This is a genomic window from Leptospira weilii serovar Ranarum str. ICFT, from assembly GCF_000332415.1.
GTDB classification, from domain to species: domain Bacteria; phylum Spirochaetota; class Leptospiria; order Leptospirales; family Leptospiraceae; genus Leptospira; species Leptospira weilii_A.
Map to the genome: position 1 here is coordinate 222629 of NZ_AOHC02000021.1, position 15276 is coordinate 237904.

Below are 15276 nucleotides of genomic sequence, written 5' to 3' on the forward strand. Positions count from 1 at the left end.
GAATTTTCAAAAAAGTTATGGAATGAAAACATAATGCAGACATCGGGAGAATAACGCACGAACAAACCAATCGGTGTTTTGAGGATTATCACTCAAACGACAAGACTAGAAGTTTTTCATTCCTTCGGCGTCCGTTTTCTCCAAAAAGCCGCCAGTAAACTTCCGATCAGGGAATGTACGAGGCTCGAAATTGCGGCGGGGATAGCGACTAACGGATCGGGAAAATTATTTCTGGAAAGAACAACTCCTAACCCTGAGTTTTGCATTCCTACTTCGATTGAAATCGTTCTGGATGTTTTTCGTTTTCGGATGAATAACCAAGATATAAGATAACCGAAAAAGAAACCGGACGTATGCAATCCGACGACAGCTACGATTAAAATTCCGACAGACTGAATGATCTTATCTCTTCCGGCTCCGAGAATGGAAGATACGATCATCGTGATCAATAAAACTGCAACGAAAGGTGAGACGGTTTGAATCCTTTTGGAAATTTCGGGCAGATAAAAGTTGAGCCACACTCCGAGTGTAACCGGAAGAATCACGATCTGAAACGTGTCCAAGAATAATCCGCTTACCGATGTCTCGACGCCCTTTCCGATCAAAAGTAGAGTGAGGATCGGAGTCATAAACACGGAAAGAACCGTCGATGCCGCGGTCATGGAAACCGAAAGAGCCAAATCCCCTTTTGCAAGATAGGTGATCACGTTAGACGCCACACCGCCCGGGCAACACGAAACTACGATAAGCCCCGTAGCCAACGGAGCGGGTAAATCGAGTAAAACTCCGATTCCCCAACCTGAGATCGGCATGACCGTGTATTGTAATACAACTCCTACAAAAACCGGAATCGGAGTTTTAAATATTTCTTGAAAGTCTTGGGGTAAAAGTGTGATTCCCATTCCAAGCATCGTAAACCCGAGACCGTAAGTGATCCAAGGTCCGGTGAACCAAGTAAACCAATGAGGGAAGAAAAAAGAAACAATCGATCCCATCAATACCCAAACGGGAAATAAAATCGTACCGATCTCGCTGACTTTTTGGAGTTTGTTTTGAACCAATGTGAAACTACAGCTTCCTAAAATTTACGTTTTCTTTGCAATAAAACGCAACGTGAGATTGTTTTCTTGAGTCCCGAGAGAGAACTTCAACACAATACTTTCGCTAAACCCAGCGTCTCACTCACTATCATAACCAACCGATTTCAGAGTTCAGTTACATTTTCCTAATAAAGGGATCAGACTTTAACAAAGCATGATTTTTCTATTCTGTAAATGATTCTGAACTCTGAAATTTATTCGCTAAAGTGTTCCGACAAGAATGGAGCTTTTTACTTGCAAAAAGTATGATTTTCTGATAAAGAAAAGCCTCCCGAGTCTTTCCCCACCCAAAACCAGGGAAACTAAAGCACAACGCTTCCTAAACTCAATCTCACTCCCTAAGGGTCGTTCGAGGTTTAACTCAATCTCACTCCCTAAGGGTCGTTCGAGGTTTAACTCAATCTCACTCCCTAAGGGTCGTTCGATAGGTCCGGCGTTCGGATCGCATTCAAGAAACTCAGCCCGGAAAAGCGCCGAGCAGTTCCACGACTCGATCCAGTTGGTCTTTGCGATTGTAGATATGAGGAGAAAATCTTACCTTTCCGAGACGAAGAGCGCACATCACCCCGTTCTTCTTCAAATAAGAAACGAGTTCGTCCATCGGAATCCCTTCTTTAGATCCCACTACGATTCCGGTTCTGTTGTCCGGAAAATGATCGAGCTCGATTTGAAAACCAACGCTTTTCATTCCTTCGGAAAGATAGTCCGAGAGTTCGTAGATTCTTTCCATAACGGAATGGAATCCGATTTTCTGGAGCATTTCCAGGGTGGATTGAAAGTAAACCCAGTCGATAAAGTTGCCCGTGGAAATTTCGTAACGATCCGCTCCGGATTTCAGTTCTGCGCGGTAGGGTAAGTAAACCTCGTCGTTGACTACGGAGCTTGTTCCTTTAAACGGAAACGCAAGCGAGTCGATTCTATCTTGTCGGATGTACAACATTCCGAGGCCCAAAGGACCCAAGAGCCATTTCCAAGCGGGGAATGCGATGTATTTTAACTTCATCTTTCTCACGTCGACCGGTACCAAACCGATTCCTTGAGCGCCGTCTAAAACGAATTCGATTCCTTGGGAATCCAAGAAGGTTCCGATTTCTTCCAAAGGAAAAGGCATTCCCGTACACCAGTGAACCGCCGAGAGAGCGACGATCCTGGTTTTGGAACTGACGGAAGATTTCAAATTCTCCAAAAACTGATCCGGGGTAGAAGCCATCGGAATGAACGCGAGTTTGACTCCTTTTTCTTTCCAGTGTTCCCAAGGATAGATATTGCTCGGGTATTCGTTTTCCAAAAGTAGAATTTCATCCCCGTTTTTCAGTTGAAATCCGAGCGAAAGGAAATACATTCCTTCATTGGTATTGTGGATGATACAAAGTTCTTCCACGTCGCAGTTGATCAGTCCCGCTACGATCTTTCGAATCGTTTGTTTTACGGAAGCGTATTTCCGAACTTCCGTAAGCCCTCCCTTTTTGGAGTAACCTTCTAAATATTCTCCGACTGTTTGGATCGTATGTACATTGCAGGGAGTGGTCCCACAATTGTTCAACCAGATCATCTCCTGATTTACGGGATAAAGATCTTGGATTTCTCTCCAATCGGTGATCGCGGTGGGTTGCATTCTTACCGATTACCTTTTTTTCTTAGCCTTGGCCGCCGACTTCTTCTTAGGCGCTGTTTTTTTGGGAGAAACTTTTTTAGCGACCTTCTTCACCGTCTTTTTCGATTTCGCGTTCGTTTTCTTGGCCGCCGCTTTTTTCACTGTGGCCTTTTTCTTTGGAGTAGCCTTCTTCGCGACCGGTTTGTTTACAGCTTTCTTTTTCGGAGCCGCTTTTTTGGCGCTCGTAGTGGGTTTTGGAGAAGTTTCGGGTTTGGTTGTAGCTGTACTTGCGACAGGGGTTACAGCGGCGGGTTTCGCAACCGGGGCCGTAACCTTCGGTTTTTTAGGAGCGGGGGAAGAAACCTTTGTAGGTTTGGATTCCGCTTTGGCCACCTCTTCCGCTTGTTCGTCCCAGAAAAAAGTTCCCTGACCGGAACCGGACTGGGATTGATCCAGGCCGTTCAACTCCGTCTCCAAAAGAGACTGATAGTTGTGGTTGTAGTCTTTCAGTTTTGTGAAAAGGGATTTGGTGTTCACGTCTTCGAACTTGTTGGCGAGTTTTTCGTAGAAGGACACTGCGTTTTCCGCTTCTCGGATCGCACGTTCCAAAGCTTCGTGTGCGTCTTTACTCGTAGGACCTGAGATCGTTCTTTCTACTTTGTTCATCAGTTTTTGAAGAGTTGTGTCGTGGAACTTATGGATCGCGGTCAGTTGTTTGAGATTCGGGAGTTCGGATCCTTCCGCTTGTTCGTACAATTCCGTGATGAACTTGATATGATCGTCCACTTCTTCCGCCAATCTTTCGAAAAGTTCCTTGGTGTTTCCGGGAGAGAGTTTTTCATACGTACTCATATAAAAGTCGAAGTAATCCTTCTCGTGCTGAATCGCCGCTGCGACCGCTTCTAAAAACGTCGTTTCTTTTAAAGGTTTAATATTCATAATAAGATTCCTCCGGATTTCTTTGCTATCTTAGTTATGTTAGGGACCGAATCAATAATTATTTAATTTTCTTCCACGGATTCATAGATGAGGAACTGAGCCGCGTAGTACGTCGACATGATCCAAACTCCGATCCAAGGAATCGGAATCGCCGTAAATTTTCTAGTCGCGATGAGGGTGTCGGATAAAATAAAAAGGGAAGCGCCCGCAAAGGATTTCCAAAATTCCGGTTTTGAACATTCCCTAGAAGCGGCCCGCCAACCCATCATACAAATCGCTATCATATATATGCCGACGGGAATATAAAGAGAGGCTCCGAGTCCGGAAAAAATCCAACCGTAAAACGAAATTCCGTACACGAAATACGGAATGGATCGAACGATATGAACCGGATTCCCGATCGAAAATCCGATCGAATAGAGAATTTGAGCTACAAGAAAGGAACCGAGTCCGAACACGAAATAATTTCCGGGAAGACCTAAAAACATATCTCCGAACAAGGAAAAGATCAGACCTAGGAAAATAAATTTTCCGGACCTGCCTTTCCAATTGCCTTCCCGAAAAGAGAAAAAAATCAAAACGAGAATCGGTAGGATTTTACTTCCGAGTTTAAAGGCCACGTTATCCGGAATGAGATACAAGACCAGCATATGAGTCATCGAAGCGATGGAAAATAAGAGTAAAATCATCTGAACCTTCTTTACGGGAATTGGGATTGTAATTTTGTAAAGAGCCGGAACTTTTGTCATCTAAGAATCGGGAAAACAAAGAGGGAATATGGGGCATTGGAGTTCGGGAGAATGGATCTTAAGTGTTGTTTTTACGGTGGTTTTAGGTCTTCTCGTTTATCTGGATCTTTTTGTTCTCAATAAAAGAGCCCACAAAATTCCTCTCCGAGAATCCGTGTATTGGTCTCTCTTCTGGTTCAGTCTTGCGATTTCGTTTAGCATTTTGATCTATGTGATGGATCAATCCCCGACCGATCCGGCGCGTGGTCAAACAAAGGCTCTCGAATTTATCACCGGTTATCTCCTGGAATATTCTCTTTCCGTGGACAACCTTTTCGTTTTTATCATGATCTTTCAGAAGTTTCGGATCACACCTCAGTATCAACCTCTGATTTTGAAATGGGGAATTATCGGAGCTTTGATCTTTCGTGCGATTATGATTTTTGTAGGAGCGGGGCTTATTTCTCAGTTCAACTGGATTCTTTACTTATTCGGAATTCTACTTCTTTACACCGCGGTCAAAATGTTCACACATTCCGAGGAGGAAGACTTTCATCCGGAATCCTCTCCCGTAATCAAGTTTGTAAAGAAGATCCTTCCGCTCAGTCAAATACAACATCCGGAAAAGTTCTTGGTCAAGGAACACGGTAAATATCTTTTTACTTCCACGTTCATCACGTTACTCATCGTGGAGTTCAGCGATATCCTATTCGCGCTCGATTCGATTCCGGCGATTTTTTCGATCACGACCGACGCGTTCATCGTTTATACTTCCAATATCTTCGCGATCCTCGGACTTCGTTCTTTGTATTTTATGCTTTCGGGTGTGATGGAACTTTTTATTTTTCTGAAACGGGGCGTCGCCGTTCTTTTGGCGTTCGTGGGTGTAAAACTTCTGCTTCCTCTTTTTTCTCCCTATGTTTTTGGGCGCGAGGTTCACATTTCGATTTTGATTTCTTTGGGAATGATCGTGGGAACTCTTACACTTTCCATTTTGGCGTCGATTCCCCATTATCTCAAAACCAAAAATGAACCTTGAAAGAGGGGTTTTTGACTTTACACCAGAGTTTTGCAAGGTTCCCTAGAAACAGAATCTTGTAAGACTAAGATTTTAAGTCCAAAAGAGAAAAACAAAATGGCCGACCAGAAACTATTTACGGACTTCCCTCCTGTAACTCGGGAAACCTGGATTGCACTCATCCAAAAAGATCTTAAGGGCGCCGACTTTGAGAAGAGGTTAGTTTGGGAAACGGCGGAAGGATTTAAGATCCAACCCGTTTATACAAAAGACGATATCGGCGACAAACAGTGGCTGACTTCCAATCTTCCCGGAACCTTTCCGTTTGCGAGATCCACTCGAAAACTCGTCCAAGACTGGAGCGTCCGTCAAGACTTTGATTCTCCTACGATCTCCGAAGCCAATCGACTCGCAAAAGACGCCGCGGCCAACGGCGTAACAGCCATCGGATTTATCCTAGAAAATAAAACTTCTTCACAGCGCGGAGTTCCCGTACATTCCGCGAAGGACTTGGAAGCGTTGATCGCAGGACTTCCTTTCGATCAAGTGACTCTTCACTTCGTCGCGGAAGAAAGATCTCCTGAAATTTTTTCTTGGCTTCCCAAGGGCAAGGTGCTTGTCGGAGGACTTGGATACGATCCGTTTCGGATTCTTCTCAAACACGGAAGGTCCGGAAAACATTCCATCTCCGCACTTTCGGAAATTTTGAAAACGTTAGCCGCTTCTTGGCCGCATTACAGAGGTTTGTCGGTAAGTTCTTCCACGTTCCGAGACGCGGGTTCTACCATTTCGGAAGAATTGGGTTTCACGTTAGCCGCTGCTTGCGAGTATGTGCAACAACTTAAAACGACCGGAATGTCCGTGGATACGATCGCTTCTCAGTTGATGTTCGAATTCTCCATCGGCCCCGATTACTTTTTGGAAATCGCGAAGTTCCGCGCCGCGAGAATTTTGTGGGCGGAAATCCTGAAAGAATTTTCTCCTAAAGAAGAATCCTCACTGCACGCGTTTCTTTGTGCACAAACTTGTAGATACAATTACAGCGCCTACGATCCGAACGTGAACATGCTTCGCGCAACGACCGAAGCGATGTCCGCGGCGATCGGAGGTTGTGAGGTCATCAGCTTGGCTCCGTATGACAGTATATTAAAAACTTCCGATTCTTTTTCTCTGAGAATCGCGCGTAACATTCAACTTTTGATGAAACACGAATCGCACGTAGACAAGGTGGTGGATCCGTCCGCGGGTTCGTATTATCTCGAATCTCTCACCGATTCCATTACGAAAAAGGCTTGGGAAATTTTCTGCGAGATCGAATCCGCGGGAGGATTTTTAGAAGCCGTCCAAAAAGGAATCATCCAAACAAAAATCGCCGAATCCAGAAAGAAAAAAGAAGAGAATCTCGCGAATCGAAAGGAAATTCTTCTCGGAACCAATCAATATCCGAACGGAGAAGACCGGGTTCCCGAACTCAATCGCAATCAAACGTTAGGCGACATTGAAAGCGTGTCCGGAGAAATCACCTGCGAAAAAATTTTAGAGTTTAGAGCCGGAGCGGAAATCGAAGAGATCCGTCTAAAAACGGAAGCCTTTGCAAAAAAATCCGGTAAAACTCCGACCGTTCTTCTTTTGCCGATGGGCGATCTCAAGATGAAAAAAGCAAGAGCCATTTTCTCCCAGAACTTTCTCGCTTGTGCGGGTTATAGGGTAATCGATCCGGGAAGTTATGCGACATCGGAAGAAGCGCTGCAAGGTTTAAAAGAAACTGCCGCGGATATCGTGGTCTTTTGTTCGAGCGACGAAGAGGTCGCGGGTTTTGTGGATTCTACCTTTGAAGTTTTGAAAAAACAAAATCACCGTCTTGTCGGAATCGTAGCGGGAAATCCAACCGAACAAATCGATTCTCTCAAAACAAAAGGAATCGAATTTTTTATCCACGTCAAATCCCAACATTTAGAAACTCTGAAGTCCGTTCAGAAAAGGCTGGGTATCCAATGAAACGTCCGAGTTTTGATTCAAAACGTTATGCGCCACAGGGTAATGGAAAGGTTTCCAAGTCCGATTGGGAGAAATCCGCCCTCGGCGATCTGGGGCTCAGTTCCATCGAACAAACCCTTTGGCGGACTCCCGAAAAAATTCCGGTCAAACCGGTTTATACCGCGGAAGATCTCGCGGGTATGGAACACCTCGACTACGCGGCGGGAATCCCTCCTTACTTGCGCGGTCCCTATTCCACGATGTATGTCCAACAACCTTGGACGATTCGTCAGTACGCGGGTTTTTCCACGGCGGAAGAATCCAACGCCTTCTACCGGAGAAACTTAGCCGCGGGACAAAAGGGTCTTTCCGTTGCGTTCGACTTGGCGACTCACAGAGGATACGATTCCGATCACGAACGTGTGGTCGGCGACGTAGGTAAGGCAGGCGTTGCGATCGATTCGATCCTCGACATGAAAATTCTATTCGATCAGATTCCTCTGGATCAGATGTCGGTTTCGATGACGATGAACGGGGCCGTGATTCCTATATTAGCATTTTATATTGTAGCGGCGGAAGAACAAGGCGTAAGCGCGGATAAACTTTCGGGAACGATTCAAAACGACATTTTGAAAGAATTCATGGTGCGCAACACCTACATCTATCCCCCTGCTCCATCCATGAAAATCATCGCGGATATTTTTAAATACACTGCCGACTTTATGCCCAAGTTCAACTCGATCTCGATTTCGGGTTATCACATGCAGGAAGCCGGAGCGACCGCGGACATAGAACTCGCCTACACTCTCGCGGACGGTTTGGAATATCTCCGCACCGGAATCAAAGCCGGAATGTCCGTGGATACGTTCGCGCCTCGTTTGTCCTTTTTCTGGGCGATCGGGATGAATCACTTTATGGAAATCGCAAAGATGAGGGCCGGACGTCTTCTCTGGGCGAAACTCGTACAACAATTCCATCCTAAAAATTTAAAATCCCTCGCGCTTCGAACTCACTGTCAAACTTCCGGTTGGAGTTTGACCGAACAAGATCCGTTCAACAACGTAGCGAGGACTTGTATCGAAGCGTTAGCCGCCGCTTTGGGCCATACTCAGTCTCTGCACACGAACGCGCTCGACGAAGCGATCGCGCTTCCGACCGACTTCTCCGCAAGAATTGCAAGAAACACGCAGATCTTTTTGCAGGAAGAAACCAATATTCACAGAGTTGTGGATCCTTGGGGCGGTTCGTATTACGTGGAATCTCTCACACACTCTCTCGCCCACCGCGCTTGGGAACTGATCGAAGAGGTCGAAACGTTAGGCGGAATCGCAAAGGCGATCGAAACCGGAATTCCTAAGATGAGAATCGAAGAAGCAGCCGCGCGCAAACAAGCGAAGATCGATTCCGGAAGAGACGTGATCGTCGGGGTCAATCAATACAAAGCGATTGAAGAAAAACCTTTAGACATATTAGATATCGATAATACTGCGGTGAGAGAATCCCAGCTTCGTAGACTCGCAGAATTAAAGAAGAATCGAAACAACGTCGACGTAACGTCCGCGCTCGACGCAATTACAAAATGCGCCGGGGGCGGAGAGGGAAACTTACTCGCTCTTGCGGTGGACGCGGCTCGTAAACGTGCGACCCTCGGGGAAATTTCGTACGCTATGGAAAAAGTATTCGGAAGATACCAAGCAACGATTCGTTCGATTTCGGGAGTGTATTCTTCCGAGATCGAAGACGATGCGGATTTCAAAAGAGCCAAAGAACTTTCGGACAAGTTCGCCACTCTGGAAGGACGTCGTCCTCGGATCATGGTCGCCAAGATGGGACAGGACGGACACGACCGAGGTGCGAAAGTCATCTCCACGAGTTTTGCGGACATGGGATTCGACGTTGATATAGGACCGCTCTTTCAAACTCCTGCGGAAGCGGCCAAACAAGCCGTGGAAAACGACGTGCATATTCTTGGCGTTTCCAGTTTGGCGGCGGGTCACAAAACCCTCGTTCCTCAAGTGATCGGAGAATTGAAAAAACTCGGAAGAGAAGACATCATGGTCATCGCAGGAGGAGTGATTCCACAACAAGATTATGATATTCTTTACAAGGCGGGAGTCACCGGAATTTTCGGACCGGGAACCAAAATCTCAAAAGCCGCCGCGGATATTTTAGAACTTCTCATAAAAGATTTAGAGCTTGTCCCAAAATCTTAAAAGAAACGAAAATTTTGAAAGAAGTCGATCGTTTTGTTTTGGGAAGAGTTCTTAGAAAATTTGAAAGTAAACGTTTAAGGATCTGCCTTTGAGTTCGGAAGAACAATCCGGGATTGTCCGATCCACCGGAATCGGGCGAAAAACCCTCCCCACTCCGGAAGAATTCATACAAGGAATTCTTTCCGGAGACAGAGTGATGCTCAGTCGTGCGATCACTCTCGTCGAAAGTTCTCGCACCGATCACAAAGAACTTGCAGAAACCATAATAGATGCGTGCCTTCCTCATTCCGGTAAATCGGTTCGGATCGGAATTACGGGAATTCCCGGAGTCGGCAAAAGCACATTCATCGAATCCTTCGGGATGTATGCCATCTCCCAGGGAAAAAAATTAGCCGTACTGACCATCGATCCATCCAGTCAGATTTCGGGAGGAAGTATTCTCGGAGATAAAACGAGAATGTTCGAACTTTCCAGAAACGAATCCGCGTTTATCCGCCCTTCTCCGTCCGGAGATTCTTTGGGAGGAGTTGCGAGAAAAACAAGAGAGACGATTTATCTTTGCGAGGCCGCGGGTTTTGATACGATCTTTGTGGAAACGGTCGGAGTCGGACAATCGGAGACGGCGGTTCATTCGATGGTGGATTTGTTTTTGCTTCTTCTTATCGCGGGAGCGGGAGACGAATTACAAGGAATCAAACGGGGAATCATGGAGATGGCGGATCTCTTTGCAGTCACAAAGGCCGACGGGGACAATAAAACCAGGGCCGAACTCACGAGAGTGGAAACTCAATCCGCGATTCATTTTTTTCCCGCGCACGAAAACGGATGGATTCCGAAAGTGTTATCTTGTTCTTCTCTGACCGGAGAAGGAATTCCGGAGATCTGGAATCAAATATTAGAATATGAGAAAACTCTAAAGCCCAACGGTCACTTTGAAATCCGAAGAACCAATCAGGCGAAGTATTGGCTCGAAGAAACGGTCGCTGAAAATCTCATGAGCGACTTCTATATTCGGATGAAAGATCTCTATCAGGATATGGAAGATCAAGTGAGTCGTCATCGAATCAGTTCCTTTCAGGCCGCCGAAAAATTGATCGGCGAATACCGAAAACGTATCTGGAAATAGATCTTTTCAAGACCTGCAAAACGTAGGATTTGTTCCCGAAATTCCCTCAATCCGATTCCAAATATCTTTTTTTTGAATTTTATTTTTTTCCAAATGGGAACTTTTTTTCTATGAGTTTGTCATTCCTTTCGGAAAATGAAGAATACAATTCATTAAAAGGATCCGATCCGGCAAGTTAGTAAAAATTATTCTTGCACGTATATCTAACAGATAGTATCTGTCAGATATACTGTTTCTGAAAACACTCTATAGAAAAAATTTCGGGAACATTTCGAGCTTACCGGGTTGCAGGCAGGTATTGTGAAAATTTTTCAAATTCTCTTTTTATTTTTCATTTCGTTCGTATTACTCAATTGTGCGACCTCTTCCGCCGGAATTGCAACGAGTAATATTCCCGTTGCGGATCGTAAATACAAGGTCATCGGTCCTGTGGAGGGTCATAAAACTTGGAATACGTTCGATATGGCAATTATAGGGGTTCCACTCTCCGAACCCCCGATCGACAAGGTAGTGACTACGATGTTGACCGAAAAAGAAGCGGACGCTTTGATCAATATCCGATATTGGACCGACAAATACATTCTTCTTTTCATTACCGTCAATAGGCTGCATATCAATGCGGAAGCGATCAAATTCGAGGATCAACTCAATGATCAAAGCGGCAAAAAAAGAAAATAAAAATCTAACGCCGCAACGAACTCTCGGACGCCTCATGGCAAGCGTTCCGTTGGCTTCGGAAAACTGCGGCTTAGGGCGACTCCCCGCTCCGAATTTTTCTTTGTTTCAGATCGGTTTCTTTACGATTGTCCTCTTTTTCGTTTTTGGGAATTGTATGGGAGCCACTTTGTTTTCTCCCGGAGGAAGAGTACGTTCACCGGCTCTTTACGATTCGGCGACGATCATTCGCACCGCAGGATATGATATCTTAGAAGAATCGGAGGGCGAATCTTCCACGTTCTTCGTTTTCGGAATGATTCCCCTTACGAATCCGATTAGCATCGATTATGCGCTCAGCCAAGCGGTTCAAAAAGTTCCGGGGGGAAGAAGCCTGGTGGGTATCAAAGTTTGGCACGAGACACACGTTATGTTCCCTCTCGGAACCGTTTCCGTTTTAAAAGTCAAAGGAAGCGTAATCGGTAATAAGGAAGAAGCGGAAAGGTTGAAATTGGAACAACAAAAGAAAGAATCTTCCACCGAAGACGCGATTTCTAAGGATGAAAAACAAAACTCCGGAGGAATTTCCGTCGGCGGCGGAAAACGATCCTCTCCTCCGACGTCCGGTGGAATTTCGGTCGGAGGAAAAAAGAAGAATTAGTATGTTAAAATATTCTTTAGTAGATTCTTTGAATTCGATAACGGCGAAAAAAAACTTCTTTGGACGGAGACGTTTGCAAAAATTTCGTTTGGTTTTGGTTTTCGTTTACGTTTTGATTTCGGTCTTGTTTTCGCAAAATTGCGCGCAGGCCGACGTCGTCTCGCCGGGGGATTCTCAGAGCCAGATCTACGCCGCCGCTAATTATTTGAGTAATAAATGCGGAACTCCGATTCCTACCCCGATTCCGGTCGTTGTGGAAGAGGTTCAACAAAGGAATTTGGATCTCTGCACGATCGCGATCACTCGAGCGGAATGTCCTTTTGTTTCCTACCCTTTCGCCTGCGTTCTGATTTATGTCGAAGATCCTCTCGGTGAAATTCCTTGGTATGTAAACTTTCAGGATGTATTCGTAAAAACTAAAATACAGTAAGGCAGACGATGAAAATTATTAGAAACATATCGATCATTCTTCTCGCCATACGATCCGTAACGTTGATAAAACGGATTCCGTTTTTATTTCTTTTTTTTACAACCGTGCCTATTCTTGCGGAAGTTTCTTTTCGCGCCCGTATTTACTCTCATAGTAAAAATTCGGGAGAAGCGAACGTTAGAGTTATGCTTTTTGAAACACAAAAGTTTTATCAGACCGATGCGGAAGGATATTTTCAAGCGGTGGCTCCTTCTTCCGGCGCTTATACGTTTCGTATTTTAAAAGATACAGGATTTCAGGAAATCCGTCAGGAAATCGGGGAAGGAGAGGAAGTTGTTATTCTTTATGTAGATCAATCGTCCAAAGCCGGAGGCGGCGGGTCGAAAGGTTCGATCAACGTAACCGGAGAACGGGAAAAACAACTCATGTCCCGTACTAAACTCCGTTTCGAAGAAATCAAACGGATGCCCGGTACGTTCGGAGAACCTCTCCGCGCCATCGAAACGATTCCCGGAGTTGTTCCCGTTTCCGCTTTCGGGGGCGGCGCCAGTAACTACGTGTTTCGTGGAGCCGATCCGAATACGAACCTTTATCTTTACGACGATCTCCCGATTCTTTATCCGTTTCACTTCGACGGTTTGACCGCTACAATCAACGGAAACCTGATCAAATCCATGGACGTTTATACGGGGGTTCTTCCCGCGAACTTCAACAACGCGTTGGGCGGGGTCATCGAAATCGAATCTCCGGATAAGGTGGAACGATCCGGCGGAAATTTTTTGACTTCTCTCTGGGCGGCTTCCACAAATTACCAGACCACGTTTGCGAACGGAAAAGGTTATATACTCGGCGCCGTGAAAGTCGGTTATATCGATAAAACGTTTGAAACTCTCGGAACCATTTCAGGGAGCAGCCTACTTCCGGACGGGATCCGTTTGCCTCGTTATACGGATTCGCAAGTGAAAATGGTCTATAACTTCAACGATGAACATCAGATTTCATTCTATTCCTTGACGGCAAAGGACGATTTTGCCGTGGATCCTCCCGCCAAACAAAAGAACGATCCGACCCAGGATCAGTTTGCGGCCTATGCGGGTGGGAATTTTTCCGCAGGCCAAGGGTATCGTACACAAGCTTTCCGTTATACTTGGAGACCTACCGAAAAATTCAACAATCGAATTACCTTGATCAGTTACGATCCGTTTTTTGACTATAACGTCGCCTTCGGTTCCATCAAAGCGAAACAAAGAGCGAGCGGCGCTTACAACGGAATTAGACAGGATGCTTATTGGGATCCCAATAAGCACTTAACGTTGGAGTTCGGTTCCGAAATGCGTTTTCTCAACTACAAAACTTCGGGAAGTACGATTCAACAAACCGATCCCAATAATCCGGATCCGAATCCTTATGATACGGCTACCCCCGATTATAGAACCGTTTCGGATACCAACCGTGTACAAAGTAAATACTATAACGCTTATACTACGATGAAGATCAAATTCGGCGGTTTGCTCATCGAACCCGGAGCGAGATACGATTACATTCCTTATATCAAAAACGGGGCTCTCGGTCCGAAAGCCCAGGTGTCTTATAAGTTCGAGGAAGGATTCGCCAAAGGAACCACCGTTTTCGGGGGCGGAGGAGAACATTATAATTTTCCGTTGGACACCCGCTTTTCAGAACAAAGCGGTAATCCGCACTTGAAGTTTCAAAAGGCGTTCAAATACGGCGGAGGGATCGATCATCAAGTCACTTCCAATTGGCAGATCAAAGGAGAAGTTTTTAAACAGGAATTCTCGAACTTGATCGTAACCGATCCTTATATCACGGAATCTATCGGAACCAACCCGGATCAGTACGGTAAGGTTTTACAACCTTATATTCTCAACAAACCTCTCAATTACTCCAACAACGGAACCGGTCGCTCGCAGGGTTACGAATTCGTAATACGCAAAATCGCAACTCCCGGAAAAAAGGATTGGTTCGGTTGGATTTCCTATACTTGGTCTCAAACATTCAGAAATCCTAATCTTTATAAACCGGACGGTATTACGGCTCCCGTCGCCACCGGACCCGAACAAAGATTGCTCGCTCAATCCTACCGTAACTCTAAAGAAACCCTGTACGATTACGATCGAACTCATATCATCAACGTCGTTTTCGGTTGGAAATTCAGTCAGGACTGGCAATTCGGCGCGAGATGGTCTTATTTAACTTCCACTCCGATCACTCCGATCGTGGGAGACGACGGCGGTAAATACAACAATCCCGCCACAATCAAACGATCTGGATACCCACATCGGCCAACAATCCGTATCTCGCGGAATACACCTAGTACAAACGTCTTAACGATTATCACAGATTGGATATTAGGATCGACAAATTCTTAAATTACGAATGGGGTTACGTAAACACGTTCTTTGAAGTCATCAACGTCTACATGAGGCAGAACGTTTCCGGCGAGAGTTTCGACGTTACGCGCCCTTATTCGGCGACGAACACCTAGTATGAACCCTACGTTCGGAACCCTTACGTTGCCGGGCGGAACCGTCATTCCGTTCTTTAACCTTGGGATCGAGGTGAAGTTTTAATGAAAAGAAATCTCCTCAAAATCACAGTAAGACGAATCGGAAATTTTACGTACTTTCTGATCGTTTTCAATCTGATTTGGAATTGTAACAACCTTCCCAACGGAGACGATAGTTTCAATCGAGACAATGAAAAGAGAGTGATACTTCAGTATCTCCTTTTGCCTCCGACCGATCCGATCCAGTCTTGTATCAACTCTTTGCAGGCGGCTCAGTCTTGTTTGAACCAGGCTCCCTAGGTGTCCACC

11 protein-coding genes and 2 pseudogenes are annotated in these 15276 nt (G+C 45.5%); 9 read left to right on the forward strand and 4 right to left on the reverse strand.

Going from position 1 to position 15276, the window contains the following annotated elements; all coding sequences use genetic code 11:
- Nucleotides 1-116 precede the first annotated feature (116 nt).
- The 4 genes from LEP1GSC060_RS06645 to LEP1GSC060_RS06660 all read right to left on the reverse strand — a co-directional run bounded on the left by LEP1GSC060_RS06645 (nt 117) and on the right by LEP1GSC060_RS06660 (nt 4322).
- Entirely contained in the window at nt 117-1061 is a 945-nt protein-coding gene (locus tag LEP1GSC060_RS06645) for a bile acid:sodium symporter family protein (protein WP_002998741.1), read from the reverse strand.
- A 496-nt stretch (nt 1062-1557) separates the two neighbouring features.
- On the reverse strand, nt 1558-2715 hold the full coding sequence (locus tag LEP1GSC060_RS06650; protein WP_002999063.1) for an aminotransferase class V-fold PLP-dependent enzyme: 1158 nt from the start codon (nt 2713-2715) through the stop codon (nt 1558-1560).
- Nucleotides 2716-2724: 9 nt separating this feature from the next.
- Nucleotides 2725-3633, reverse strand: coding sequence for a ferritin family protein (locus LEP1GSC060_RS06655; RefSeq protein ID WP_002999099.1), 909 nt, complete (start codon nt 3631-3633; stop codon nt 2725-2727).
- Between the two features lie 62 nt (nt 3634-3695).
- Nucleotides 3696-4322, reverse strand: a complete 627-nt coding sequence (locus LEP1GSC060_RS06660; protein ID WP_036095610.1) for a lysoplasmalogenase — start codon at nt 4320-4322, stop codon at nt 3696-3698.
- 88 nt (nt 4323-4410) lie between these two features.
- Here LEP1GSC060_RS06660 and LEP1GSC060_RS06665 point away from each other — a divergent pair, with 88 nt between their 5' ends.
- The 9 genes and pseudogenes from LEP1GSC060_RS06665 to LEP1GSC060_RS06705 all read left to right on the forward strand — a co-directional run.
- Entirely contained in the window at nt 4411-5400 is a 990-nt protein-coding gene (locus LEP1GSC060_RS06665; RefSeq protein WP_002998701.1) for a TerC family protein, read from the forward strand.
- A gap of 96 nt (nt 5401-5496) precedes the next feature.
- Nucleotides 5497-7377, forward strand: coding sequence for a methylmalonyl-CoA mutase family protein (locus LEP1GSC060_RS06670; protein ID WP_002999254.1), 1881 nt, complete (start codon nt 5497-5499; stop codon nt 7375-7377).
- Complete coding sequence (scpA, locus tag LEP1GSC060_RS06675) at nt 7374-9569, forward strand: methylmalonyl-CoA mutase (RefSeq protein WP_002998749.1); 2196 nt, start codon at nt 7374-7376, stop codon at nt 9567-9569. Before LEP1GSC060_RS06670 ends, scpA begins: the two co-directional genes overlap by 4 nt.
- Before the next feature lie 88 nt (nt 9570-9657).
- Nucleotides 9658-10695 (forward strand): methylmalonyl Co-A mutase-associated GTPase MeaB, encoded by a 1038-nt coding sequence (meaB, locus tag LEP1GSC060_RS06680; RefSeq protein ID WP_002999072.1) that lies wholly within the window; start codon nt 9658-9660, stop codon nt 10693-10695.
- A gap of 300 nt (nt 10696-10995) precedes the next feature.
- The gene (locus LEP1GSC060_RS06685; RefSeq protein WP_002998900.1) at nt 10996-11373 is read left to right on the forward strand and encodes an LIC20211 family lipoprotein; all 378 of its coding nucleotides are present in this window, start codon (nt 10996-10998) and stop codon (nt 11371-11373) included.
- Nucleotides 11345-12010 (forward strand): hypothetical protein, encoded by a 666-nt coding sequence (locus LEP1GSC060_RS06690; protein ID WP_002998725.1) that lies wholly within the window; start codon nt 11345-11347, stop codon nt 12008-12010. The genes LEP1GSC060_RS06685 and LEP1GSC060_RS06690 overlap by 29 nt, the downstream gene beginning before the upstream one ends.
- A 1-nt stretch (nt 12011) precedes the next feature.
- Nucleotides 12012-12440: a hypothetical protein gene (locus LEP1GSC060_RS06695; RefSeq protein ID WP_036095549.1), complete on the forward strand. Its 429-nt coding sequence runs from the start codon at nt 12012-12014 to the stop codon at nt 12438-12440.
- Between the two features lie 8 nt (nt 12441-12448).
- Nucleotides 12449-15031, forward strand: a pseudogene (locus LEP1GSC060_RS06700) (TonB-dependent receptor plug domain-containing protein).
- Nucleotides 15031-15261 (forward strand): annotated as a pseudogene (locus LEP1GSC060_RS06705) (hypothetical protein); the annotation flags it as partial. The pseudogenes LEP1GSC060_RS06700 and LEP1GSC060_RS06705, both read left to right, overlap by 1 nt.
- Between the last annotated feature and the right edge of the window lie 15 nt (nt 15262-15276).